The sequence below is a fragment of the Bacillus sp. MBGLi79 genome, from assembly GCF_002953915.1.
Window position 1 is genome coordinate 4,218,099 of the sequence record NZ_CP026521.1, and the last position, 26,659, is coordinate 4,244,757.

At 43.3% G+C, this 26,659-nt stretch carries 19 protein-coding genes and 3 pseudogenes; 4 read left to right on the forward strand and 18 right to left on the reverse strand.

Features of this window, described 5'->3' with window-relative positions; all coding sequences use genetic code 11:
- From C1T29_RS21545 to C1T29_RS21595, 11 genes and pseudogenes are all read right to left on the reverse strand, one after another.
- A pseudogene (locus C1T29_RS21545) lies at positions 1-201 on the reverse strand (hypothetical protein); the annotation flags it as partial.
- A gap of 5 nt (positions 202-206) precedes the next feature.
- A complete protein-coding gene (locus C1T29_RS21550; protein ID WP_103749279.1) occupies positions 207-2,024 on the reverse strand; it encodes a T7SS effector LXG polymorphic toxin in 1,818 nt (605 codons plus the stop codon).
- An 18-nt stretch (positions 2,025-2,042) separates the two neighbouring features.
- Positions 2,043-2,303, reverse strand: coding sequence for a YwqI/YxiC family protein (locus C1T29_RS21555; protein WP_003227825.1), 261 nt, complete (start codon positions 2,301-2,303; stop codon positions 2,043-2,045).
- Between the two features lie 8 nt (positions 2,304-2,311).
- The gene (locus C1T29_RS21560; RefSeq protein ID WP_040081594.1) at positions 2,312-2,734 is read right to left on the reverse strand and encodes a YwqH-like family protein; all 423 of its coding nucleotides are present in this window, start codon (positions 2,732-2,734) and stop codon (positions 2,312-2,314) included.
- A 219-nt stretch (positions 2,735-2,953) separates the two neighbouring features.
- Positions 2,954-3,058 (reverse strand): annotated as a pseudogene (locus C1T29_RS21565) (hypothetical protein); the annotation flags it as partial.
- A gap of 58 nt (positions 3,059-3,116) precedes the next feature.
- Entirely contained in the window at positions 3,117-3,902 is a 786-nt protein-coding gene (locus tag C1T29_RS21570) for a YwqG family protein (protein ID WP_040081592.1), read from the reverse strand.
- Positions 3,903-4,115: 213 nt separating this feature from the next.
- On the reverse strand, positions 4,116-5,438 hold the full coding sequence (gene uglF, locus C1T29_RS21575) for a UDP-glucose 6-dehydrogenase UglF (RefSeq protein WP_095432210.1): 1,323 nt from the start codon (positions 5,436-5,438) through the stop codon (positions 4,116-4,118).
- A 194-nt stretch (positions 5,439-5,632) separates the two neighbouring features.
- Positions 5,633-6,397: a tyrosine-protein phosphatase gene (locus C1T29_RS21580; protein ID WP_095432211.1), complete on the reverse strand. Its 765-nt coding sequence runs from the start codon at positions 6,395-6,397 to the stop codon at positions 5,633-5,635.
- A gap of 47 nt (positions 6,398-6,444) precedes the next feature.
- Positions 6,445-7,161: a tyrosine-protein kinase PtkA gene (ptkA, locus tag C1T29_RS21585; protein WP_103749278.1), complete on the reverse strand. Its 717-nt coding sequence runs from the start codon at positions 7,159-7,161 to the stop codon at positions 6,445-6,447.
- The gene (tkmA, locus tag C1T29_RS21590) at positions 7,151-7,897 is read right to left on the reverse strand and encodes a protein-tyrosine kinase activator TkmA (protein WP_014665652.1); all 747 of its coding nucleotides are present in this window, start codon (positions 7,895-7,897) and stop codon (positions 7,151-7,153) included. Before tkmA ends, ptkA begins: the two co-directional genes overlap by 11 nt.
- 233 nt (positions 7,898-8,130) lie before the next feature.
- Positions 8,131-8,274 (reverse strand): YwzD family small protein, encoded by a 144-nt coding sequence (locus C1T29_RS21595; protein WP_003242876.1) that lies wholly within the window; start codon positions 8,272-8,274, stop codon positions 8,131-8,133.
- A 202-nt stretch (positions 8,275-8,476) separates the two neighbouring features.
- Between C1T29_RS21595 and C1T29_RS21600 the strand changes: the two genes are divergently transcribed.
- Both C1T29_RS21600 and C1T29_RS21605 read left to right on the forward strand, forming a co-directional pair.
- Positions 8,477-10,087 (forward strand): SWIM zinc finger family protein, encoded by a 1,611-nt coding sequence (locus C1T29_RS21600; protein ID WP_095432213.1) that lies wholly within the window; start codon positions 8,477-8,479, stop codon positions 10,085-10,087.
- Positions 10,074-12,842, forward strand: a complete 2,769-nt coding sequence (locus tag C1T29_RS21605) for a DEAD/DEAH box helicase (protein ID WP_095432214.1) — start codon at positions 10,074-10,076, stop codon at positions 12,840-12,842. Before C1T29_RS21600 ends, C1T29_RS21605 begins: the two co-directional genes overlap by 14 nt.
- Before the next feature lie 123 nt (positions 12,843-12,965).
- Here C1T29_RS21605 and ywpJ read toward each other — a convergent pair whose 3' ends face one another.
- From ywpJ to ywpG, 4 genes are all read right to left on the reverse strand, one after another.
- A complete protein-coding gene (ywpJ, locus tag C1T29_RS21610) occupies positions 12,966-13,823 on the reverse strand; it encodes a phosphatase YwpJ (protein ID WP_014665655.1) in 858 nt (285 codons plus the stop codon).
- A 5-nt stretch (positions 13,824-13,828) separates the two neighbouring features.
- A complete protein-coding gene (gene glcR, locus C1T29_RS21615) occupies positions 13,829-14,605 on the reverse strand; it encodes a transcriptional regulator GlcR (RefSeq protein WP_040081586.1) in 777 nt (258 codons plus the stop codon).
- A 222-nt stretch (positions 14,606-14,827) separates the two neighbouring features.
- Positions 14,828-15,169 carry a single-stranded DNA-binding protein SsbB gene (ssbB, locus tag C1T29_RS21620; RefSeq protein WP_014665657.1) on the reverse strand — a complete coding sequence of 114 codons (342 nt, stop codon included), beginning with the start codon at positions 15,167-15,169 and terminating at the stop codon, positions 14,828-14,830.
- Positions 15,170-15,245: 76 nt separating this feature from the next.
- Positions 15,246-15,629 carry a DynA interaction protein YwpG gene (ywpG, locus tag C1T29_RS21625; protein WP_014665658.1) on the reverse strand — a complete coding sequence of 128 codons (384 nt, stop codon included), beginning with the start codon at positions 15,627-15,629 and terminating at the stop codon, positions 15,246-15,248.
- 174 nt (positions 15,630-15,803) lie between these two features.
- Between ywpG and C1T29_RS21630 the strand changes: the two genes are divergently transcribed.
- Positions 15,804-16,214: a YwpF-like family protein gene (locus C1T29_RS21630; protein ID WP_014665659.1), complete on the forward strand. Its 411-nt coding sequence runs from the start codon at positions 15,804-15,806 to the stop codon at positions 16,212-16,214.
- Between the two features lie 57 nt (positions 16,215-16,271).
- Here the strand turns inward: C1T29_RS21630 and C1T29_RS21635 are convergent, their stop codons facing one another.
- The 3 genes from C1T29_RS21635 to C1T29_RS21645 all read right to left on the reverse strand — a co-directional run bounded on the left by C1T29_RS21635 (position 16,272) and on the right by C1T29_RS21645 (position 24,362).
- Positions 16,272-16,910 carry a class A sortase gene (locus C1T29_RS21635; protein WP_103749277.1) on the reverse strand — a complete coding sequence of 213 codons (639 nt, stop codon included), beginning with the start codon at positions 16,908-16,910 and terminating at the stop codon, positions 16,272-16,274.
- 102 nt (positions 16,911-17,012) lie between these two features.
- The gene (locus C1T29_RS21640) at positions 17,013-22,964 is read right to left on the reverse strand and encodes a SpaA isopeptide-forming pilin-related protein (RefSeq protein ID WP_103749276.1); all 5,952 of its coding nucleotides are present in this window, start codon (positions 22,962-22,964) and stop codon (positions 17,013-17,015) included.
- Positions 22,965-23,285: 321 nt separating this feature from the next.
- On the reverse strand, positions 23,286-24,362 hold the full coding sequence (locus tag C1T29_RS21645; protein ID WP_103749275.1) for a response regulator: 1,077 nt from the start codon (positions 24,360-24,362) through the stop codon (positions 23,286-23,288).
- A gap of 811 nt (positions 24,363-25,173) precedes the next feature.
- Between C1T29_RS21645 and C1T29_RS24940 the strand changes: the two are divergent.
- Positions 25,174-26,487 (forward strand): annotated as a pseudogene (locus C1T29_RS24940) (ATP-binding protein); the annotation flags it as partial.
- Positions 26,488-26,659: the final 172 nt, after the last annotated feature.

Consider the following 26,659-nt stretch of genomic DNA (forward strand, 5'->3'; position numbering starts at 1 on the left):
ATCAATTTCTCCTGAAGGATTGTTTAAATCTCTAACTTCAATTTTTTTCAAACCTTTTATTTGATTAAATTCATCAGGTACTTTTATTTTCTCTGCGCATTTGCTCTTGTACCATTCGTCTAATTCCCTATTTACAAATAGACGATGAAGCAACTCACCGATTTCAGGGTATTCATTAATAAATCTGATTCCATGTTCCATATTTTTTAACCATCCCATCTTCTTGAAGGCTCGCCTTTTTTCGTCTGCTTACCAGTTACAGGATCAAACTCTCCTAAATGCTCTGTTCTTCTGCGGTTCCACTTTTCTAATTTGCCATGCTGGGAATCCCATTGCCAATTAAATCCATCTCTATCTGTCCAAGATTTTCTTTTTAATCTTTCTTTTATTTGTATCATACCTCTATCTTCCATCCAGTTAGTTGGTTCCTTTAAACGATATCCATTTGAATTGTCTCCAACTATCTTCTCTCTATCAGCTATCGCAGCATTGTATTCTTCAGTCCGTTTCTTTTTACTGTAGTTAGTACCATTATGAGCAACGTAATCATTTTGAGTCATCCCCTCAGGTTTTTCCAACCATTGGGGTTTTTTAGACTGGCTACTCGCCATCTTCACAATCCCAAGATCCTTAACAGCCGTCTTTTCCACATTGACACGGACTGTCGGGATTCCGAATGTGAAGCCGTCAGGAGTTACTGGGCGTTCTGCGTATACACGGACGTTTGTTGGGACTTTAAATTGTTTTACTTTTTCTAGGGTTTTGTTAGCTTTTTGAACTTTTGAATGGGTTGCAAGCGGGATGCCTTTATCAATGTGTTTCGCCAATGCACCAGCACCAACCAAACTCAATGCCGCTTCGAGCGCCCCCTGTTTCCGCTTCTCCTCAGACACTTTGTTTCCGAACATATCCCGGCCTGTGACGGCTTCTGAGAATCCGTTTGACGCTACAAGGCCGTATGCACCCATTTCTGTCATTTTGAGAATGTCTAAGGATTTGCCTGTTTTGTAGGCGTCTAAAGCGTGTTCAGCAGCGATAGCTGCTTTTCCGGTTTTGTAGATGGCTTTTCCGCCTTTGAAGGCGCGGCCTGCCCAGCCGACGACTGGTATAAATCCGGCTGCGGCCATAGCTCCTGCTGTCACACGTTCTGCGGTGGAGAGTTTTTCTCCGGTAACCGGATCAACGCCTTCGGTTGCTCTTTTATAATCATAATAGCCAGTGACTTCTCCAGTAAAGTTGCAAACTCCATCCCATGTTTTTTCGTACCATGGTTTGTTTGCTTCTTCCTCGGCTTTTTCCTGGAGACGTCTTGCTTCTGCTTGCTGGGCTTTTGCATCGATATAGGTGGTTCCTTGATTTTCTACTTCAATGACGCTTTTGTAGACTTCATTGCTGTGGAAGGCTTTTTTGTCATAGTACATAGGGGATGCGCTCTTCCCATTGCTGGTGGCCTGCATGAGAACAGAATATTTGGTGAGCACTGCGTTGTCCAGAGATTCTAAATTTTGATATTCAGTGGTCAGGGATTCATCAAGCTTATCGACAGCTGTGATCGTGTCACGTCTGATTTTTTGGGCATCGCCCATTTTATCTGCATAGTCGTCAAGCGTATACATATCGAGATCAATAATATTGCTGATGCCTGACAAAATAGAATCGATTTCTTCTTTATGAGCGGAGACAATCTCTGAGGCTTTCAGGTCTCCATTGGGCAGCTCATGATCCAAAAATGAAGTTTCCACATATGAATCATTCAGTTCTTGATCTTTAATATCGCCTGAAATGCCATTTAAAAACGCAATTTGAGCAGAGACAAGCGTCAGCCAGCTTTCGACGATTTCCGCCTGTCCCTGAAAGAAATCTTTAATATTGTCCGCGCCTTTTCCTTTAAAATTATCGCCTAAATCTGCAACTCCCTGAAACGCTTTTTTCAGCGTGTTCAGCTGCTCTTCAAGCGTCTCATATTGCTTTTTTCTGCTCTTCGCTTCTTCGATTAAAGATTTTGATTCAAATACTTTACTCATCGCACTGCCCTTTCTGTTCTATTTTACCGCTATCGCCTCGTCCTGCTCTTTGAGTGAATCTACGTTATCCTTTGTATCCTCAATATTTTTCTGTACCGCTTTTTTGTAATCTCCGAGCATGGTTTTGATGTTCTCCTCACGCTCATGATATTTTTTCGTATAATCGAGTTTGTTTTTTCCATTGGATCCCGCGGCGCCGATTGATACGTCAGCAAGCGCATCTTTGACAGAATCTAATGTTTTGATTACAGTATCGTATTTCAATTTAATTTCTGACATAAAAAAGATCACCACAATTTAATAGATTTAATTTGATTAACAGCATCCTCCAAGAATTCTTCACCCTTAGCAAGAGTATGACCAGCAAAATTCGCTAGCTTTAATTCTTTGTCATAGAGAAATTTCTTAGATTCCAAATGAATAATCTCCATCTGAATCGAAGCCATATACTCGTTATATTTATCATTCACAATCTTGGATGCTTCCGATTTCGCCTCTTCTCTTCCCTTGTCGAAATCATCCGCTTTTGTTCCCGTCCAGTGCTTGCCCAATTCTGGTTTGACAATTTCTTTGATTTCAGTGATTGCCTCTTCTTGCAGTGTGTCTATGTCCTTTTTTGCTTTTTTCAGCTTTTCGATCTTGTCTTCCACGTCGGAAATTTTTCCGTTAAGCGAACTTTTGATATCCGCCAGCATACTTTCATAACCCATCTGAATCACCTCTTAATACTCAAAAAGTCGTATGGAGGGGCTGATGAAGATAGACTTTTCCATACTTTATTTCCATATATTATATTTTAAAATAGCCAGAAGGCGGCTTAAATAGGGTAAACGGCTTAATTTAGGCTTATAACACTCTTAAAACATAGGTATATGCTCTTGTTTTTGTTCGTTATACAGCTAATAAAAGCGTTTTACAAAATGGAAATACCTAAAGTCATAGTAATAAAGGCACTTGAAAGAGGCAGATGTTGTTGATCTGCCTCTGTTCATGTTTATGTTCTTCATCGGTTCGGCCACGTCTGATTTTGTCATTTGGCTTATATTATTTCCGCTTCTGATCAGGTATGACCCTTTGGATCAAAAGCTTGTATTAGCTGCAGTCCCAGTTGTACAGAACGTTTGAAAAGTCTTTTTTTCTTAAATCGTCAGGTGTGATGAAAAAATTGGCGATGCCGACGTCTCCCCACATTGAATCGATATCATCGTCTGAATCAATTTGCAAAAGCATGATGGTGTGTTCTTTATATGCGTATTCCCGCGGATCATGCTGGGTAAAAGAAGCGTAGCCGCCAATTTTATGGCCAAATCCGTTTTCAGCCAGTTCATTATAAACGTCTTCTTCATCCTCGCCGAACTGGCCAAAGAACTCCATTGTTTCCATGCCCGTATACTGCTCAAATTGAAAATCTGTCGGCAGGACCCATTCCGAAGATTTCACAGGCTCAACTGCTGCTTCTGATAAAATCGGAAAATCACATTCGCCTGTGCCAATAAATGAAAAATCAGAAACAAGCTCGTCTTCGTTTTCTATGATATTTTCAAAATAGATTACTCTGAAATCCTTTTGTTCACATCGATCGTCAAAATTCAATCCATAGACATCATCATGAACAGAAATGTAGAACTGCAGGATACCCGAAGAAGGATAGCCGTCAAGCTGGGGAATGTGCGAGAAATTAATCTGCGCCAGAAGCTTCATCGGCTGTCCATTTTCATCAGTCGGGTATGTTTCATGCTTGGGGAAATAGGGATCACCGGCAATTTTACTGTCATATCGTCCTGTTTTCCCTTTTCGGACATTCAATTTTACGTATTCTTTCGCTGATTTCTCCAGCAATTCGCGGTACGGTCTCATTTTTTCAGGCAGATGATTCATCAGATGACTCTCCTTTTCCGGCCTCTCCAATAATTTTTGAAAGATTTTATTTTCTGGTTTTCTTCGTTTCTTCTAATGTTTTATCAAACGATTGTGTAAAGAAGCCCTAATTCTGCATACTTTTCCAAACAATAGTTAAATAGTAGCAAATGTATTCAGCACCCCGCAATAGACGAAAAAAAGACTGGTGCGCAACCAGCCTTTCTTTTTCAATTATTGAATTAAACCTGACGGCACAACCGCCTTTCGTCCGACAGAATAATACTCCACTCCTGCAGCCAAAGCTTCATCCAATGTGTAGCAGTTTCTGCCGTCAAATATGAGCGGCGTTTCCATCAAATCCTGATAAGCCTCTAACGGGAATTGTTTAATGTCAGCCCAGTCGGTTAAAATCATGACGGCGTCGGACCCTTTGACAGCTTCCTCGATCGTCTCTTTATATTCAACAGCTTGCGGGAGAACATGCTTTGCATGGCTAACTGCAATGGGATCGTAGGCTCTAATACGGGCGTCGAGCGCAGCGAGACGGTCTGCAATGACAATTGACGGCGCTTCCCTCATATCGTCCGTATTCGGTTTAAATGACAGGCCTAAAAGGGCAATCGTTTTTCCCGTCACCCCGCCAAGCCTGTTCAGCGCTTTATCAACCAGCATCGCCTGCTGATTGTTGTTGACTTTGATAACCGATTTCAGCAGTTCAAAATCATGCTCGACATTGCCGGCAATTTGCACGAGGGCGTTTGTGTCCTTTGGAAAACAAGAACCGCCGTAGCCAATGCCCGCTTTTAAAAACTGGCTCCCGATCCGCTTATCCTGTCCCATCCCGTAGGCGACCGCTTCGATATCGGCGCCGACCTTTTCACATATATTCGAAATTTCGTTTATAAAACTGATCTTAGTGGCCAGAAAAGCATTTGAGGCATATTTGATCATCTCGGCGCTTCTGATATCCGTTTTGTAAATCGGGATTTGAAACGGACGGAAGAGCTCCTCAAGCGTATCGGCTGTTTTCTTATCGGCTGTTCCGATCACGATCCTGTCTCCATGAAACGTGTCAAAGATCGCCGACCCCTCACGCAAAAATTCCGGATTGGATGCGACCGATATACTGATAGGCTCAGCTAGATGTTCAGTGATCAGTCCATTAATCAAATCGTTTGTCCCGACGGGCACTGTGCTTTTCGTTACCACAATGGCATCTCGTTTGACATGCTGTGCGATGCGTTTGGCCGCATCTGTAATTTGCTCCAGATTGGCGTGTCCATCGCTTTTCTGCGGAGTGCCGACCGCTATAAAAATGATGTCTGCCTGTGCCAAGCCTTTCTCATAGCTTGTTTCAAAGTTCAGCCGTCCATCAGCCGTATTTTTTCTCATCAGCTCTTCAAGACCAGGTTCAAATATGGGGGAAATGCCCTTTCTCATTTCATCAATCTTGTGAGCGTCAATATCAATGCAGGTTACATGATGTCCAATCTCAGAAAGAGAAACACCTGTCACAAGACCGACATAGCCTGTTCCGATGACTGTAATATTCATTGTTTCCCTCCAACAGTTAAATTGCTGCTTTGCAGCTTTCGTAATATCGTATGAGAACATCCTATCATGAATGCGAATGATCTCCCGCATAGCCTGTCGGGTACAGCCTGTACAGATTTCTGAAATGTGATTCAATCATACAATACACTATTATATCGCTCTCAAAAAGAAAGTGGTGAAATGAGAATCGGCTGTTAAAAGAGACCAAACAATTTTCTTCTTTTGACCGGCTGCGGAGGCTGTCTGAAGATGGTCTGATTCCGCAGGAGAAGCTCAGCATTTTCCGTCAGCATGTAAGGAAGGTCCGGACCGAATTCTTTCTGTAAAACATAAAGGGCCTCTTGAGTGTGAAAATTTCTCGTTTTCACATTATGGGCATCTGAGGCTACGAAATGGATCAAATTGGCTTCAGCCAGCCGGAGAGAAAATGCTTTCAGCTGCTTGCCGAAGGTCCCCGCAAGACTCCCTGAAGTAACCTGAGATGCTGCTCCTTTTTCCACAAGATGATACAGCAAGGAGGGGTTTTCGCGAATTTCCCTGTTGCGTTCAGGATGGGCGATAACCGGAATATATCCTTTCAGCTGCAAATCATAAAAAAGCTGCTCCGCATATCGGGGAACGTGATCAAACGGAAACTCAATCAAGATGTATTTTGTGTCATTCAGCGAAAGAAGCTGCCGTTTCGCAAGGTCTTGTTCCACATCGCCGTAGATTCTGATTTCCTGCCCCGGAAGCACATGTAAAGGGATGTTTTCTTTGATTAAACGTTTGTTTAACTGGTCTGCTGCTTCTTTGACTGCGGCTGGCTCGTTTTCATACACACCGTTTTTATGATGAGGTGTCGCAATGATCGTCCGGATCCCCTGACGAACAGCGGCCTTTGCCATTTCTATGCTGTCAGCTGAATCACCTGCCCCGTCATCCATTGCCGAAAGAATGTGACAGTGAATATCGATCATGTCCTAGCCCCCTTTTTCACAAAAATAAATAACGGGCACGATGCACGTTATTTATTTTGCATGAAATTGTCTTTGTTTCCGTAATAACCGTATTCAGAGTGCTTTGAAAGCTTTTTGCCGTTCATAATCGCTCCAAGGAGCTTGCTATTGCACGATTCAAGTGCTTCTTTCGCTTTTGCGGCTTGTTCTTTTTCTGTTTTCCCGCTTGAAATAACCAAAACAGAACCGTCTGCCACGTTGCCTAAAATCTGTGCATCTGCTACGGCAAGAATAGGCGGCGTATCAAAAATCACCATATCATATGCCACTCTCGCTTCGTCAGCAAGCTCCTTCATCCACTTCGAGGAGAGAAGCTCGGCCGGGTTTGGCGGGATCGGGCCGCTCGTCAGCACGTCAAGATGTTTTTCATTTGAGGCTTGCACAGCTTGCTCCATTGAACTTTTCTTTAATAAAACAGATGTTAAGCCAACCGTGTTTTCAAGAAAAAAGGCCGTATGTACTGTAGGCTTCCGCAAATCAGCATCAATCAGGAGCACTTTTTTTCCCTGTTGGGCAAATACGACAGCCAAATTGGCGGCCGTTGTTGATTTCCCTTCCCCCGGACAAGCCGATGTGATCATGACTGATTTCATTTGCCGGTCCACTGAAGCAAATTCGATATTCGTGCGAATCGTCCGATATTGTTCAGAGTTCAAGGATTTCGGTTCTGTCATTGCAATGACATTCCTGCGCATCCAAGAGCCTCTGCTTTTTCTAAGCGCCAAAATGTCCACTCCCCGCTTTTTCAGATTGGAAACCCTGTATGGCCTTTGCTGTTTTCTGCTCATTCGCAATGGTGGAAACCGTCCCTAAAACAGGTATGTCCAGCAGGGATTCGAGCTGCTCTTCCGATTTGATCGTATTATCCAAATGCTCAAGCAGGAAGGCCAGTCCGATGCTTCCCGCCAATCCGGCCGCAAACGCGATGGCAATGTTTAAAAGCGGCTTTGGCGATACAGGCGACGGATGTTCTGATACCTCGGCTTTTGACAAAATGCTGACATTATCAACATTCATAATGGATGTGATTTTGTCTTGAAAGACAGACGCGATGGTATTGGCAATATGAGCCGCTGTTTCCGCGTTTTCATCCCTGACCGATATGTTGACCACTTGAGAGTCCTGTTCGCTGGATACAGTAATTTTGTCATTCAGTTCTTGGGATGTCATCGACAGGCCCATTTCTTTAATGACTTCATCTAAGATGGCAGGGCTCTTAATGATGACATTGTACGTATTGATTAACTGAAGATTGGTTTGAACATCGTTAAATTGGACTTCTTTTCGGTCGTTTTTCGATTGATTGACCAGAATCTGAGTTGAATTTTCATAGATGGGTGTAAGTGCGAAGAAACTAATGAGTCCGCCTGCAGCAGTGGCAGCTGCGGTTACAATCATAATCAAAAGTATGCGTTTTGTTAACGTTGATAATATCTCTTTTAAGCTAGTAGATTCTCCCATGATACCTCCAAATCTCTTATAACATCCTTTTCCATCTACGATTATACAACGTTGAAACCGCATTTCTAAAGCTTTTCACGTGACATAATTCGACATTATTTTACAAAACGTTATGTTCCTTCATTTTATGTAAGCGCTTCACCAACTGTCTTGACACTGCTGCCTCTTTTTCTCTTATTCAGACAGTCACGTCATCTCGCATAAAAAAATCCCGCAAAAGGCGTGCGGGATTTTTATGTTGCATATCCATTTTTAATATGAGAAATCAAATTTTCAAGCATTTCCTTCGTCGTCATTTCAGATGACTGCTCACCAATTTCATGTGCATGCATCAAAATTTTCAGAAATTCTTCTTGATTCAATTTCTTTTCACTCATCTTTTTTTTCCTTTCAGCTTCCATAAGTTGAAAACACGATTATTATATGATGCCGGTTATCAATTTGCAATCTCTAATACATCATTCGACACATCCCATTTTTTATGTCCTTTTTTAGGAAAAACTTTTTAAGGCCGATGTGTTGCGATATAATAGAGAAATTGGATCTTTTTATTACGTGACTCGGTTAGGAGCGATAATCATGCTTCAGAATATGATTTCCAAAGACGATGTGCTGGCATCTGCTGAACAGTTAAAGGAACTTCTTCCTTACAATGAGGAAAATGTTCAGCTGATCAAAAAAGCCCTTATTTTATATCGGCAGGATTCAGTCTATCGTTTACAAGCAGTGAGTCCGACGGAAATTACGGCTTACGTGCAGGATGTTGTGCCTGTGCGGGTCACATTGAACTTGTTTGTCATAGTCAAAAGCGGCTGTTCATGTCCGTCCGGAAGAATCTGCCGCCATATGCTGGCTGTGTTTTTATATGTATATGCAATGTTCGAGCGAGTGGGTACTTTTACAGAGTATTGGCTGGAGAGGGAAAAGCTTGAGGAAAGCAAGGAGCTCGTCCGCCGCCAGTTTCAGGAAAAGGTGCTGCCGAATGAAGAATCGCTTTCAAGCTGGCTCACTTTTTTTGATTCAGAGTTTTCTCTCTGGCAGGCACGCACGCCAGAAGGCAGCCAAAACATGCAGGGCCTCTATTACGGCTACCTGTCCGCATTAAAAAAACATGCGCCGAACAAACCGGAGCTGAAAAGCCTGTATCAGATTCATTCTGCGATTGCGGTTTGGCTTCGCATGTTCACATTGATCGAAGCAGGCAAGCTGAACCCCGAACAAGATTTTTATTCCCTCAATCCGTACGTTGAACAGCTGATGGATACAATCTACAGCTCTATTGATAAATTAAAAACGTACGCACTGTCTTTTGCGCTCGATCCATTTTTGGATAAAACACCGGATGTTATCCGGCATTTGCTGTTGAAAGAAGAAATTTTCCAATATGAACGCATCCGTGTCTTTGGTGAAATTTGGAGTGCGCTGCTTTCGCGTCCAAAATGGGTGACACGCGAACAGGAGATATTGAAAAAAGAAGCAGGACGGCGTTTTTCTCCTGAATTGCAATTCGGGCGCCTGCATTTGGAGTTCCTGCAAAAGAATGATGACGTTATTTTTGCGGAAGTTGATCAATTCCCGCCGGAAGCGCTCCCTTATACGTTCCAATGGCTGAGTGAAATGACTGCCAAGAAGGACTGGAAACGGCTTAAAACATGGTACCAGCAAATTGAACCGATTGCGATGGGTTATACGAAGCTGGATAAGCCGTTTAAAGAGATTCGCGATGTGATCGGCGAGCTGTTCCTTCTGCTGAATGCCTATGTGAAGCAAACCAATGATCAAGCGCTGTTTGAACGCTATGCCGCGGGCTGTCTGCCGTATACGTTCACAGAATACAGCCATCATTTATATGAAAAAAAACGCTATGCCGAGTGGATTGAAATTCACAGCCTTGTCGGCTTTTCCATCAATGAAATGGATAAAATCATGCTGAAGGAAATTGGAGCGAGCGACCCAGAGGCGCTTATACCCGCTTACCATAGAGAAGTGTCCTTTTTTATCGATCAGAAGAACCGCAGCTCGTACAAGGAAGCCGCACGGTATTTGAAAAAACTGCGCACCCTGTACAGAAAAGCGAAGAGGCTGAAGGTGTGGGAGCGGTATATTCAGCAGCTGAGCTCACATTACAAGCGCCTGCGCGCGCTTCAAGAAGAACTGCAGAAAGGAAAGTTGATTGATGGCGAGTCTTAAAGAAATTCTCATCCACGTCGAACAAATGGAAGATGGATCATTTACGCTCTCGGCCTTTGATGAGAATGAGCAGCCTCTTCCCTACAGCCATATGAAAAAGCATTTGTTCCAGTGGCATGAATCCTCATTTTACGGAACCTTTCTTGAGGATGTCAGCTTCATCGGGACGACTGCTGTTCTGCTATCTCCATGGATGACTGTAGAGCTTCTCGGCAAAAACTCGTTCAACTCATTCAGCTCCGTGCAGCTTACAAAAGAAACGGAGCCGCTGATCGAGGCGGCATCGACCATCTATGAATTTATCGCAGACGGCGATTTTATGCCTGACTATGAAGCATGGACAAACGGTGTTTTTCGCTGGAAGGACCGCGACGATATATTGGAAGGCTTTACCGCGGAATGGTTTTCCGCTGCCGTTCAGGATTACATCCAATATGACGATGACCTGCGGGAAAAATGGGAACACATCAAGGAGAAATCGCCTGCGGTTACGACATTCCGCGGCCATTTTCTTGATGAAGAGGATTTTTTGGAGGGGATTGGCTGGATTGACGATCAATCTCCATTTACAGTCGGCTTGCGCTTAAATGAACCGGACTTTGACGGGGACGATTGGAAAATCGAAGTGTTTTTACGTGATAAAAAGAGCGGCGCTGTAGAATTTTTTGATGGGCTGAAGAGCCTCAAAAAATCGTGGCAGGCGTACAGCGATAAAATTGCGCGTGAGCAGGACCGCTTTCACAGAACGGTTCCGTGGCTGTCATTTGATTCCGGGACGACCCTGATCTCTGAGGAAGAAGCCTGGATCTTCCTATCAGAAGCAAGTGAGACGCTTGTCGATATGGGCGTTGAAATTCTGCTCCCATCCTGGTGGCAGATCGTCAGAGACAGCAACATGATGCTGAAGGCAAAAGTGTCGTCGGCCCCGCGCGGCGAGTCATTTGTCGGCATGAATGCGCTGCTTGATTTCAATTGGCGGTTTGCGACAAATGGAATTGAGCTGACTGAGGCTGAATTTAATGAGCTTGTCGCCAGCAACAGGCGCCTCGTTAATATACGCGGGCAATGGGTAAAAATCGATCCACAGTTTATCAAACAAATGAAACGCCTGATGGAAAAAGCGGAATCGGAAGGACTCCACATGTCCGATATTCTGGCGCGCGAACTAATGGATCAGGGGGAAGGCGGGCTTGAGGATTCAGATCTGATTGATACATCCGCTTTTGCCGGTATTCAATTTGATCTGTCCAAACAGCTCAGGTCACTGATTCGAAAGCTCACTGCCGCAGAAAACCTGCCGGAGCACGAAGTCAGCCCTTCTTTCCAAGGGACACTCCGCCCTTATCAGAAATATGGCATGAACTGGCTGCTATTTCTGCGGGAAAGCGGTTTTGGCGCCTGTCTGGCTGACGATATGGGGCTTGGGAAAACGATTCAAATGATCGCCTATTTCCTGCACGTGAAGGAAAGCGGCCGGCAAAAAACGCCTCATTTGATTATCGCGCCGACATCCGTACTCGGCAACTGGCAGCGGGAGCTTCAAACCTTTGCACCTGATCTCTCTGTCGCGCTCCATTATGGGCCGCGCCGTATAAAGGGTGATGATTTCGCCGCTCATTACGAAAACGCAGACGTGGTGCTCACTTCATACGGGCTGTCACATGCTGATTCGGAAGAGCTTTCTTCTGTGACTTGGAACACGATTTGCCTTGATGAAGCGCAAAATATTAAAAACGCGCATACAAAGCAATCACGCGCAATCAGAAAGCTGAAGGGGCTTCATCATATTGCGCTGAGCGGCACGCCGATGGAAAACCGTCTGACTGAGCTGTGGTCCATTTTTGACTTCATGAATAAAGGCTACCTCGGCAGTTTGACAGGCTTCCACAAACGCTATGTGCTGCCGATTGAAAAAGACCGGGACGAAAAGAGAATCGGACAGCTTCAGCAGTTAATCCGGCCATTCCTTCTGCGGCGGACAAAACGGGATGAAGAGGTCGCGCTTAACCTTCCTGAGAAGCTGGAAGAAAAAGAATTTATCCCGCTGTCAGCCGAACAGGCATCACTTTATGAGCAGCTTGTCAAAGACACTTTTGACCATATGACATCACTGACCGGCATGCAGCGAAAAGCGCTGATCCTCAGCATGCTCGGACGGCTTAAGCAAATATGCGATCATCCCGCGCTCTATTTAAAGGAAGAGCAAACCGAGCTGCTGGCTGGCAGATCAGTCAAGCTCGAAAAATTGCTGGAACTGATGACAGCGATCCGCGCCCAAAACGAAAGCTGCCTGATTTTCACGCAATACATTCAGATGGGGAACATGATGAAGCGGCTGCTTGAAAAAACGTTCGGGGAACCTGTGCAATTTTTAAACGGGAGTCTCTCCAAGCAGGAGCGGGATACACTCGTTGAGAAATTCCAGAGGAAAGAATATCCGACACTGATTCTTTCACTCAAAGCTGGAGGTACGGGACTTAATTTGACCGCCGCCAATCATGTCATCCATTATGACAGATGGTGGAACCCAGCGGTTGAAAATCAAGCGACTGACCGTGCATACCGCATAGGCCAAGAGCGCTTTGTCCACGTTCATAAAATGATTACGACTGGAACAATCGAAGAAAAAATTGATGCCATGCTCGAATCGAAGCAAACCTTGAACGATCAAATTATCCAAAGTGAACACTGGATTACCGAGCTTTCCACACAGGAGCTCGAAGAACTGTTTACATTAAGCGCAACAGCGCAATGATCATGACTAAAAAAGCTGGCTCTATAGAGCCAGCTTTTTTCCGTTCATAGCCGTCACGCCGAATTTCCAAGAATCCGTTACGCCGGTTATCAACAGGATACACTTTTGGTGCAGCACCTATACCTACAGCAAATGCTTAATCATATGTGCAACACCATGTTCGTCATTGGTCAAGGTGACAGCGTCGGCTATCGCTTTAATATCTTTCCGGGCATTGCCCATCGCTACCCCTTTTCCCGCAGCCTCAAGCATCGATTTGTCATTTAAACTGTCACCTACAGCCGCGGTTTCCTCGAGCGGAATGCTCAGCCGTTCCGCAAGCCTCTTCAGCGCCTGCCCCTTGGAAGCTTTGCGGGAAGAAAGCTCAAAGTTGTGCTCAGCCGAACTGACAAGCGTCAAATCTTCAGCGTGCTCATATCTTTTCCAGCCTGCCTCAAGCTTTTCTTTAAAGAAAGAAAAGCCGAGAATATTATAAAAATCGATTGGCTGATCCGCTTCAAACAGCTCTTGAAAGGAATTAATGTAAGCAAAGCCCGATTGGCTGTATTGCACCTCGGCCGCCTGCATAAGGACAGAAAGATCTGCTTCCGGATTTGCGCTTCTGAATCGGTCCAGTTCAACGTCTAGAAGTTCTCTGCCGTTTTGCGGTGTATAAATGGCTGAACCTGAGAATACCTCGTAATAATAGTTTTCTGATTCAAGCCATGAGAGAATGTCATACGCCCTTTGCTTATCAATGGTTTCGTGATGATAAAGCCTGCCGTCGGGATCGTGAATGACGGCGCCGTTTGCGCTGATGACCCACGTTTTGATCCCCAGCGGTTCAAAAATTGACCTGACATCAAAATGAGCGCGCCCAGTTGACACCACCACTTCAATGCCGTCCCGCTGCGCCTGCCGCAGTGCGTTTTCATTTTCCAAGCTCACCTGATGCTTGCTGTTGAGTAAGGTTCCATCTAAGTCAATCGCAATTAATTTCATGTTTGTCAGCCCTTTCCTTCATCCTGCTCTGTCACGAGAAGCTCCACGCCGTTGCGGTCAAGCAAGTCACAAAATGCCTGATTCGGCAGCCTGTCTGTGATCAAGAGATCGATTTCATTCAGCTCTGCATACTGATAAAAACTGGTGCTGCCCAGCTTCGAATGGTCTGCAAGCGCGATTACCTGCTTTGCCTGCTGAATCATTTTCCGCTTCACCATGCCATCTTCTTCATGCGCAATGGTAATGCCATGTTCGGAAATACCGACCACACCGATCACCGCTTTATCGACGTGGTAGCTTGAGAGCTTTTCAATCACAGAGGCGCCGTACAGAAAGCGGTGCTCCTTTTCCAGCTTGCCTCCCAGCAGATAAATTTCAATTCCTTCTTTATCGGACAGCACATCCGCAAGATTAATTGAGTTGGTGATTACGGTACAATCAACCGCTTGCAAATGCTTTGCACAGGCCTGAACGGTTGTCGAAGCATCTAAAATCACCCGGTCACCATCATGAATAAGCGATGCTGCAAGCCTGCCGATCTTGTTTTTTTCCTCTGATACTGTTTTCAAGCGGCCGGAATAGCTTTGAATTTTCTGATGAACAGTCGGCAAAATGGCGCCGCCTCTAGTGCGGATGATGACATTCTGTTCCTCCAGCTTTACTAGATCGCGTCTCGCTGTATCCCTTGACACTTTCAAGAGCGTACAGATTTGCTCTGTTGTAATTCGGTTATGCTGTTTTAAAAAATCCAAAATCGCTACTAATCTTTCTTCTTGATACACGCCCTCATTCCTTTTCTTAGCAATCATCTTTAAGTAATTATAAGTTTTTTATTAATTTTATTCAACATTATTAAGTGTTTTTAAGCAAAAATGCATCATAGGAACCAATTTTTCCTAAGTAAACAAAAAGAAAGAACCAGTCTGGTCGACTGGTCATTTTTGAGGGGATGATGCGGAGATCCGAATGAGTGAATGGATAGAAAACGGGAGGAGCGGGGGTTGTCAATCAGCAGCTTTTTCCCGGGGTTTAGGGTCCATAAAACGAACAGTGTCAGCCAATACTTCTGTTACATACACGTTAACCCCTTCTGCGTTTTCATAGCTTCTTGTCTGAATCCGTCCGCTTACGCCGACAAGAGAACCTTTTTGGCAATACAACGCGGTGTTTTCAGCTGTCTTTCTCCAAAGTGTGCAATTGACGTAATCAGCTTCGATTTCACCTGAAGCATTTTTGAAGCTGCGGTTCACCGCGAGCGTAACGTGGGCGACTGCCGCACCGGCGGAAGTGTAGCGAAGCTCGGGATCTTTTGTAAGACGTCCGACAAGCATGACCTGATTGAACATGCGATTCCTCCTCTCCTTGCGGTTGTATGTATTGTAAATGATGCAACAAGAAAAGAAAAACGCTTAAAAATGGCTTTCAGCCTCTGTTTTTATCTTTCGTTTTCATTTTCCCTTCAGCTAAAAACATCTTTTGCTTTTTCCCTTTAAAGAAATATGTACTTTTTAAAAAACGGAAAAAGATTTGCTTCGTCAGCCAATTTTGCGTATTCATGCGCACATAGGAAGAACCATCCCACGCAAACCACTGAAAGCTCAACTTTTTTTCCGGCATTGACAGCTTGATTTTATACTGCTCCATGCCATCTTGTGTTTCGTATAAAAAACTTATCCTTCCTTTTTTGTTCAGATGGACCTCAAACACTTCCTTACGGCTTAACATATATGTTACTTCCTTTTGAATCAAATGGTTTTCAGAAGGAGCGCCGTCAATATAAATTTCCTTTAAACGAAATTGATTCATACCACATCTCTCCGTAATCCATAGTCAGTTACAGTATAATGAAAAAATAGAAATTATTAAATGTTTCACTCATACAAAATTCTTTAGCCCCAGCATTGCAGCATTTTTTCCTCGAAAACGTTTATGTTATAATGGAAGGCAAGAAATCTTTGGAAGTAATCGGGGTGAGAAGAAATGAAAACCTTTAAACTGGTTGACCTGAATGTGGAACGAGTGGACAAGGAAGAACAATCAATTGAACAGTTTCCTCTTATTGACGGACTGATTATCAATAAAGAAGACGGTGAAAATCACTGGCTGATTGAAGCGCTTGTACAGAAAGAACATCTGTCTTTTTTTGAACAGCTTCAAAACAGCCAATCTGAAGCCAAAGTATTTGTAACGATTACGAAAAAAAGCAATCGCCCCGCCCAGCTGACAGCAGCAGTGAAAAATATCGTCAAGCTGGAAGAAAGCATACAGGTTTTACTCTACGGACAAATGGTCACAAGAAAACAACAGGGCACTGAGACCATACTCGAATCCCTTGTAAAAGAGGGCTATACAGGAACAAAACTTATTGAGGCATTTAAGCAAAAAATATAAAAAAGAAGCGAAAAAGCCGCCGTTCTAAAACGGCAGCTTTTTTTCACTCTTGCATAATTAATTGGTATGGCCAAAAGAATCAACCAATTCCCCTTTCACAACGAGGCGCCCTTCGGTTTTGACCGCCTTGTCACATGTGATTAACGTAATCTCCTTTTTGTTTGTCTCCTCAATTACATCTGCATCCATTTCCGATATGATGTCTTTAGATGTCACAGAATAGATATAATCCTTTTTAAAATCCGTGATAACAATTTGGGCACCTGTTTTTACGCTTTCCAGAGGTCCGAACAGAAGACTCTTTTGCTTCAAATGATGGCCCGCCAACGGATAATTCCCCTCGCCCATTTTTTGATCCGGGCGCATTGTTGCCGCTCCTATCAATAGATTTTCGTTGGTTGTTCCTTTTACGATCGGAAGCTCCAGATCGACGCTTTTAATCGTTATCCGTCCAATAACCGCTTTTTGATCGTGTTCAAAGCCGGCCTTTATGGCATCCATCAACTCAGGCGGTTCGATTGAATCAAATTCAAATTCCGCTTCTCTCTCATTATTTTTTTTCAGCTGCTCTACAGTTAAGGCCGACTCACTTTGGCTTTTGCTAAGATAGGCTATGATTCCTCCTTTGATATAAGGAGAAGAGATCAGCAGCAGTCCTAAAAGAATGAACACCGTAATGATCATTTTTTTGTACATGCAAAAAACCCTTTCTTATGCTTCCTTCTAAAAATGCGCCTTGTCAGTTTCACTTTTAAAAAAGCACCTGATCGGTTCTTCAATGATCAGGTGCCTTCCTATTTATCCTTTTCTTTGCTTCTTTCTTGAGGCAACAGCTAAGCCTCCGCCTGCCATAAGCAACAGGATGCCAATCATGGCCGTCAGCATGCTGTCTGTATCTCCGGTTTTCGGAAGGGTTTTGTCTGTGTTCGTCTGACCATTCGAGCTGCCATCTGTACCATTGGTTTTCGAATGATCTCCATCTTCTTTACCATTTCCGTCCGGTGTAGGTTTATCAGGATGATCATGTTTATCTGGCGTTGGTGTTTTCACTTTTTGATTAGAAACAACGATCTCAACAGCTTTTGACTGTCCTTTTTCAATTGTGAATTCAATCGGTGTTTCATCAAGTTTGTAACCTTCGGGAGCCTTTGTTTCAATCAACTGATAGCTTCCAGGCGCAAGGCCTTTTACAGTGAACTGTCCATCGTGATCCGTTTTCCAGAGTTCAGAAAGCTCTTTTCCATATCCGTCAGTTTTTACAGGCTTGCCGCTTTCATCCAATAACTTGAATTCAGCGCCTTCCAAAACGGTGATTTTATCATCTTGATCCACTTTTTTCACATTTACGTCACCTGGTGCCAATATGTTTTCCGCGGTGATTTCGACTGTTTTTGTGTCTGTGTTTGTGATCTTGAACGATATAGGAGTTTGGTTCAACTCATAATCTTTAGGCGCTTTTGTTTCCACAAACTGATATTCGCCAGCTTTAAGGCCGTGCACCGTGATTTGTCCTTTGTCATCGGTAACCAAACCGGACTTCAGCACTTTGCCATTGGCATCTGCCAAATTGAACTCCGCGCCTTGCAGAACTTTATTTTTATCATGCTGATCCACTTTGGTGAGAACGACAAGGTTCTTTGTATTAACCGCTGTCACTTTCACTTGCTCAGGTTTGCCGCCATATTCTGCTTTAATGGTGAATGACACTGGTTTTTCGGATAAAAGATATCCATCTGGCGCCTGTTTTTCAACAAATTGATAGCTTCCCGGCGCTAACCCGTCAACTTCAATTTTACCGCCTTCTTTTGAGACTAGATCGTCTCTCACAGTGTTCCCACCGCTGTCCGTGATTTTGAATACCGCACCTGCTAAGCCTTTTCCATCTTGGTCTTCCTTCGTCAGCTGAACCGATCCTTGATAGTTCACGACGATCCCGGCATCTGCGGATTTTGGCCTTCCTGCTGCTGATTCAGAAATGATAAACTCTTTTTTCTCCGTGTTCAGCACATAACCGTTTGGCGCTTTCGTTTCAACAAAGGCGTAGCGTCCCGGTGCAAGACCCGTAGCCTTCACTTTTCCGTCATTATCGGAAGTCAGCTCTTCTTGAACCGTATTTCCTTTTTCGTCGACAATGTTGAAAACTGCACCTTCAAGCTTCTCGCCTTCAGCATTTTCCTTCGTCAACTCAACGGAGCCTTTATGGTTAATGGCTACCCCGGCATCTGTAACTGCAGGCTTTCCTTCAAAGGAATCAGAGATCTCAAACTCAATTTTCTCTGTATTCAGCACATAGCCCGCTGGCGCTTTCGTTTCAACAAAAGCGTAGCGTCCCGGTGCAAGGCCTGAGGCTGCGACTTTCCCGTTTTTATCCGAGGTCAGTCCTTCTTGAACCGTATTGCCTTCGTTGTCGATAATTTTAAAGACGGTTCCTTCAAGCTTCTTGCCATCGGCATCTTCCTTCGTCAGCTCAACAGAGCCTTTATCGTTAACGACGATTCCGGCATCTGCGGCTTCAGGTTTTCCTGCTGCAGATTCTGAGATGGTAAATTCTTTTTTCTTTGTATTCAGCACATAACCCGCTGGCGCTTTTGTTTCCACAAAGGCGTAGCGTCCCGGCGCAAGGCCCGAAGCCTCAATTTTACCGTCTTTATCTGAAGTCAGCTTCTCTTGAACGACCTTCCCATCTTGATCGACAATGTTGAATACTGCGCCTTCAAGTTTCTGGCCGTCAGCATTTTCCTTCGTCAGTGAGACTTTCCCTTGATAGTTGGTCATTTTTCCTAAATTCACATCAGACACTTGATTCTTTTCATTCTTTGCGATTGAGAAGTGAATCGCTTTTGTATTTACGATAAAGCCTGCAGGAGCTTGTGTTTCTGTCAAGCGATAGTAGCCCGCCGGCAAACCGTTCATTTCTACTTTTCCGTTTTTATCAGATTTGATATCTGTTCGTATGAGAGTATAGGTGCCGTCATTTGACTTTTTCTCCAGCTTGAAAACAGCACCTGCCAAAGGGTTGTTTTGTTCGTCTTGTTTGATAAGCGTCACCTTGTTCTGTTGATTTACGACTTTGTACAGCGCTTCTGTCTTGGAGGAGTTGCTGTCTATTTTCACAGAGACTCCTTTTGCATAAGCATCACTGATGGTATATCCGTCAGGCGCTTTTACTTCTTTTAATACATAGGAACCATAGCGAATATTTCCAAATGCAAGCTTCCCGCCGGCATCCGTCGTACCAGTGCGGAGGAGCTGTTTGGAGTCCTCAGACCATAACTGGAATTCTGCTCCTTCTAGAGCTTTATCGTCCTCTCCAGTCTTAAAAATCGTCAGGCTTCCTTTTTCTCCAGATCCGGAACCGTCACCGCTTGAAATAGCAACAAAGATCGAGCTGCTGTTTTCTTTAGTCTGCTCCTTCACATTAGTTCCTGAAATGGACACCTTATTTTTAACATGGCCGCTCGTGCCGGCTATGTTAATCAGAGACCGGTATTTAATCACATAGGCACGGTCAATTTGTTTATAGCCGCCTATAAATGTCAGGACAAATGATTGTTCACCTGTTGTATTGTCCGTTTTGATGTGTAACGTGTAATCCTTGTCTTTTTGAAGCTCGAGATCGCCCGCGGTCAGATTTCCGCTGCTGTCTTTGACCACTCCGTTTTCATCATATTTTGCTTGATATACTTTAAAAGAATCTGCATCTAAAATTTGATTTTCATCCGGCGTGTCTGTGACTTTTACATCATCCAGCGTTGATTGGCTGGAGTTGATATTGATGTTCCAATCGATGTAGTTTCCATTTTGTTTGCCGCCTTTGAAAATCAGGCTTCCTCCGTTCGTAACTGAAACAGAGCCCGTCAACGTACGGTCTGCATAGCCGTCATTATAGTAGGTTGCCTTGTTTGTGTACTGATTCTGATCAATGACCTGTCCTTTGAGTGATGTCTTAAACTCAATCAGATATGGTACAGAATCGCCTGTTTTAAGATGTACCGTCAGAGTGCGTTCATTATTCGCAGAAGGCTCTTCGACATCATACTTGGAAGGATCAAGCGCGTCTCCTTCTGTGATCGAGCCGTTTTTATTGATCGTATAACTCTTAACGACAACGGAACCCGGCACAAATTGCTGAGGATCTGTTATGGCATCTTTGATATAAGGATTTTTCGTCGGCTCGCCGTTATAGTTGACGCCGATTTTCCACGTGATTTCCTTTGAAACCGCGTTGTATGAACCGTTTTTAAACCCATTATTTGAAGTCTGGTGATTCGGCGTAAAACCGCTTGATACTTTATTCGTGCGCTCATTGCCGTTTTGATCAGTCCATGTCGACTGAGCTGTATTCTTAACGATTTCGTTAGAATAATCGGCATTGAATGTTGTCGTATAAGTGATCTTAAATTGACTGTCTGTTTTTGCATAATCCCCGATCAATGCCAAAGTAAAGCCTTTATGATCCGTTTTTTTTGTTAACGTGTAGTCTTTGTCTTTCTGCAATGTTTTGTTGTTCGTTATGTCTTGAAGCTTGAACGATTCATCAAGCAGAACCATTCCGCCGCTTTCAAATTGATCATCCAAAGCCCAATTGTGCATCAAGTATTTATTTTTATTAACGGTAATCGTCCAATCAACCGTCTTCTTTTCATAATCTACGTTTGAATATCCTTTGATGAGATTCTGCTGAATGGCTATTCCGGAAGCTTCTTTTGAATCCCCTGTTCCGGTCACCACGCTATTGGTGTATGTTGTAGATTTATCAATGATCACTCCGCTGTTGACCTTTGTTTGATATGTGATTTTGTAAGCGCTGGTAATGGTTTTATTAAATTTGATTTCAAATCCGTTTCCATTATCGATCAGCGTGTAGTCCTCGCCTTCCTTTAAAGGCGATCCCGCTTGCTCCCCGCCATTCTGTCCGAAGGTAATAGGAACAACCTTCAAGGAATCTTTTACAAGATGCAAATCGCCAGTTCCAAAAGAATCTTTAATGCTGGCCTTGGATTGGTCGATCTGTTTCTCACCGTAGTTGTATACAAGAGCCCAGCTGAATGTTTGAGATTCTCCATCATAGCCTGTTGATGATTTCGCGATCATTTTTCCATATTTGGCTGCAACAGTGGCTTCTGCAGAAATGGGCTCCAGTTGATCTCCGCTGAATGCTGCTTTGTTCGTCAGCGTTATATTTCCGCCTTCACTCGGCTTCGCACTATTATCAATGTCGGTTTCGTATACAAGACGGTAGGCTGAATCAATTGTCCCGTCAAATGTGACATTTCCTTTTGAATCAACACTGTAGCCGGAAGAAACTTCATTTCCTCTGCTGACAGAACCGTCAATGTTCACATTGAGTTCATACACTTTAACTGAACGGTAGATTACGCCATCTGGAAGGCTCTCCGTGAGTTTGGCATTTTTGACTTGATCCAACTTTTTATTGACATCGACCGTCCATGTTACTTTACCAGGGTTGATGCCTTTATCCAGCACACCTGATTTATCAATGGTTTTACTCACATTGGGTTTAAAATAAACTGTTGTTTCAGGCGTATCGGCATTCACAGGGAATGGAATCTTTTGTGTGGTCGTACCCGTAATTTTTTTCTCGTTGAACTGCGTATTGATAACCAAAGTACCTTTGACATGAGAACTTTCTTTTATCTCGCTGTTAAATGTCATCACCACATGTCCGTTCGTATCAATAGAAAATGTCCCGAAGGTGGTGTCTCCGGCGCTTAACGGCAGGTTCACAATGTCATTATGCATAATAAATTCTTTAGGCAAATCAAATTCATATTTATCGCCGGCATTGATTGTTTTTCCTAAATCGTCAGGAATGGCCCAATCAATTGAAATTTTCACCGGAGAATTCGTATTGGCGCGATTGCCCTTGTCATATGGCTCTCCGTTTTCGTCCGTCAATGTCACGCCGGTTAAAATATTTTGCATGATTTGTTTTTCTTCAGTTTGCAAGCTTTTGAAAGCTGTTTGACTTGAGGATGACACTTTTTTTGAGTCATCACTCTTAGAAGATTCGCCGCTCTTAGAATCCGCTGATGGCTGCTGTTCTTCCTCTTTTTGCTCCTTGCTGGCTGAAGGTGCAGATTTGTCATCTGTCCCTTTCTGATCACCCGCAGTATCAGAAGAGTCGTTTTTTGGCTCTTCCTCGCCATCTGGTGTCTCCTCTTTCTTAACAGGGATGATCACCTGCTGGGTTTTGCCTCCCCCTAGCTGAAAAAGGGCTGCTGCTGTATGTTCATCGTCTTTTACGTCTGCAGTAAACTTAGCTGGCAGTGTAATGGTCCCCTTGGCATCAAGAGAATCCGCGGATGCAGTTGTTAATTTTACCGTCATGGTGCTGCTGCCCGCCGGCACTTGATAGCTGCCGATGACCTGATCAGCAGATTTGATCTCACCTTCTGCACCTTTATCAAAGGTAAAGCTTTTAGGTATCTCCACATTGATATCCTGTTCGCTATCTGCTTTTTTCAATGACCATTCATATGTCAGTGTCACGTCGTCCTCCGGTGTTAGTGCCGGTTCACTCCCTTTTGATCCGTCAACAATCCGGCCCTTGGCGTCCTTAACTGTTACCGAATCGAAGAATTGACTATCACTTGGCGTTACGCCTACAGCCTGTGCTGTAAGAGTATAGCTGGCGATCTGGCTGAAGAAGAAAAAGATAGCAAGGCTTATGATCATGACGATCCGCCCGCTTTTTTTCAGCCCTAAGGGAAAACTCCTCGTTCTCAACTTTTCATTCCTCCCTCTCATATCTATTTTTCACTTGCCGATTGATCCGCGAGACCATAACATCATGTCTCATCCCCCACAATGAACTGCTAATACCGAATGTGCTCCAAAACTAAGATTTGCCATCCGAACCAAACTACATTGTATGAAATGGAACTATACAATTTCTGTACAACTCAAAAATCATGTATGATTGAAGTGAATTGGAGAGTTGAAGATTCAACCAGGAGACATATGGCGAGGGCCTTCCCTTTAGCTGACATGCACAAAAAAACCAGTGTGCATCGAAAGGCAATCGACACATACTGGTTTGAGAGTTTTTTAATTAATTTGATCCTTCATTTGTTTGTAACGCTGATATTCTTTTATCGCCTCTTCTACCTTCCCGTTTTTGTTAAATAGCTGCAGCTTGAATTGCATGATTTTATGATCGCAAGGCTCAATTTTCTCGGCTTGCAGGCAAACGTCCATCGCTTGATGATCGTTCATTTCCTGAATATGATAATCGATCAGTTCATAAGCCTTTCCAAGCCAAAGCTGAGAAAGACGCGTCTTTTCCGGTTCTGCCCAAAGATAGCCGTGCTCCATTAGATAATGATTTTGATAGGACATGAAAATATCCATGTGCAGATGTAATGTAGCTGCATTTAGCGGCGGCGCCCCTTTTAGTGATTTTTCCCATTCCACAACATCGATTTTTGCGCCTGAAAGCCGAAGAATATATCCAGTATCAGTCTTCTCGATTGTTTGGCTGAAAGGGATCTGGCTGAATAATTTTCGTATTTGATAAATGGTCGAGTAAAGCTGGGTGCTTGCTTTTGAAATATCATAATGAGGCCAAAAAAGATCGATCAGCATGTCTTTACTGACCACACGGCCATGATTGTGAAGTAAAAATAAGTATATTTCACGTGCTTTCGACGTTCTCCACTTGACTGGAATGTTTGTTTTGGCACCCTTTAAGATTTGATGAAACTGCAGGCTTCCAAAGCATTGGATCGAAAAATGCGCCTCGGTGTTTCCTGTATTTTGTCTGAGCATATGATTCGTTTTGATTCGTTCAACAGTAGTCTCAAGCCGCTTGTATACGACAGGCTTCAGCAAATAATCAATGGCATTCAGCTCAAACGCTTTGATAGCAAACTCATTATAAGCCGTGATGAAAACGACTTGGATGTTTTCATTCATCGATTGAATGGCCTCAGCAAGCTCAATGCCATTTACCCCCGGCATTTCAATATCAAGAAACACCGCATCTACAGCAGGAGTCTCAGGATGCTCCAAGGCTTCAACCGGATCTTGATACGCCATAATAGATTGAAAGGCGTTTGTTCGTTCAAGCATTTTCTTAAAATGAAGCAATGCCAAGTGCTCATCATCAACAATTAACGCTTTCACAAAACATCCCACCCTATATGTAAAATCGAGATATCAGTAAATAACTTCTATTATATCATGACAAATAACCCCTTTATCTGGATTCTTTTTCTTTCTATTGTAGTTTTTGAAATTTTGCACTTACAATATTTATAAAAAAATAGGAATTTAGAATGATCTGATCCTATTTGAATAAAGGAGCCATGATATGAAAGAGAAATTCATCTTTACTTCGATTATTTTCGGTTACGCTGCATTCTTTATGGTTTTCATTGCCATTGACCATTCTTCCGGGTCAACGCTTCCTGAGGCAAGGCAAGGGGTCATGAACTTAGAGAATTGGGATTTTCAGAAGGATGGGAATGTACAGCTGAACGGAAAATGGGCATTGTATCCAAATCAGATTCTGTCACCAAAAGAGATCGCTACAGCAAAAGGAAAAGATCCTCTCTTCGTTGATGTTCCCAGCAATGTAAAGCTGTCCAAACAAGGTATGAATGTAGATTACGGAACATATAAGCTGACCATCAGATCAAAGCAAGACCATCAGGTATTCGGGATCAGCACGTCGTTTATTTACAGCGCCAATCGCATCTATTTTAATGGACAACGCATTGGCCAAAGCGGAAGCCCTTCAGATAATCCTGATTTCGCGGCACAAAACCGCCCATATACGAGCTTTTTTATGCTTCACAAGGGTGGCAATGAACTTGTTGTACAATTTTCGAACTTCGGAAAAACGCCGGGATGGGGAATCGCAAAGCCAATTACTTTTGGCACTCAGGACCAAATAGTGCGAGAAAACAAAATTTCCTTTCTTAATGATACGATCATGATTACAGCTTTTTTCATTACCGGATTATATTTTCTGGGCTTTTTCCTGCAAAGAAAAAAAGATAAACATTTGTTGTTTTTTTCTGTTATGTGTCTTCTGTTTTCGTTCATTATTCTGATGATCGGAAAAGAGCGGATTATATTTCTCCTTTATCCGTCAATTTCATTTTCATTGCTAAATTCATTGAGGGCCATCTCTACAGTGCTTGTCAGCATTGCGGTTTTTCTTTATCTCTATTTTGCTTACAGAGAGATTGTTTCAAAGCGTTTTATTCGCATAGCCACCGTTTCTTCCGGACTGGTCTTAGTCACAGATTTTTTAACCGTCGGTTTTATCGGCCATACCTCGTACATCTTACATTCTGTGCTAGCCGTCTCGACTCTGGTTTATATTACATATATTTTTACGATTGCTGCGATCCGCAAAATGGAAGGAAGCCTGTATCTGACCATCGCCTCTATATCAATGAGTGCTTTTGTCATTTTAACCACCATATCAGCTTATAGCGGCAAAACAGCCTTTTCCTTTAATTCGATTTATTCATTGCCAACAGTTATCGCTTTGCTGGCGATCGTTCTGCTAATGGCACAGCAATTCGCCGGGGCATTCCGTGAAAATGAAGTGCTATCGTGGAAATTGCTCAAAAGTGACCGTTTAAAAGATGAATTTATCGCCAAAACATCACATGAATTCAAAACACCGCTGAACAGCATCATTAATATATGCCAGACCCTGTTGGCCGGCAAAAGAAAAAGAACGATAGAAGAAGAGAAGGAAAATATGCAGCTCGTCATCCGCATGGGCTACAGGCTGTCCAATCTGGTAAATGACATCCTGGATTTAGAAAAAATAAAGCAGGGCATGCTTCAAATCCACCCGGTTCCTGTTGATATTTATACTTTAGTTTGTTCGGAAATGAATTTCTACAATCTTTTATCGAGACATAAAAACTTGAATATGGTGATTCATATCCCGGACGATCTTCCTTTAGTGCTCGCGGATGAAAACCGCTTCCGCCAAATCTTAACCAATTTAGTCGATAATGCAATCAAATATACAACAGAGGGCCAAATCACACTTTCTGCTTCAAGACTGAACGACAGCATGATCAAAGTGACAGTAATGGATACGGGAAGCGGCATTTCAGAAGCTGATCGCCAAACCATCTTTGAGTCTTTTCAGCAAGCCGAAGCGAATAAAGACGATGGTGCCGGTCTTGGCCTTAGCATTGTCAAACAGCTGGTTCAGCTCCAAAACGGAGACATTTGGGTCGAATCGAAAGAGGGAAAAGGTTCGGCATTCCATTTCACATTGCCAATCGCCCAAAATGAATCTGTATCTGAAACAAAGAAACGTCTTCCTGAATTGCATTCCAGGAAAGATCTGTCGGATATCTCATTTAGCACACCTTATTACTCTGAGCGTATTGACGCTCCAACCATTCTGATAGTCGATGATAACATTGACAGTTTGAAAATTTTGA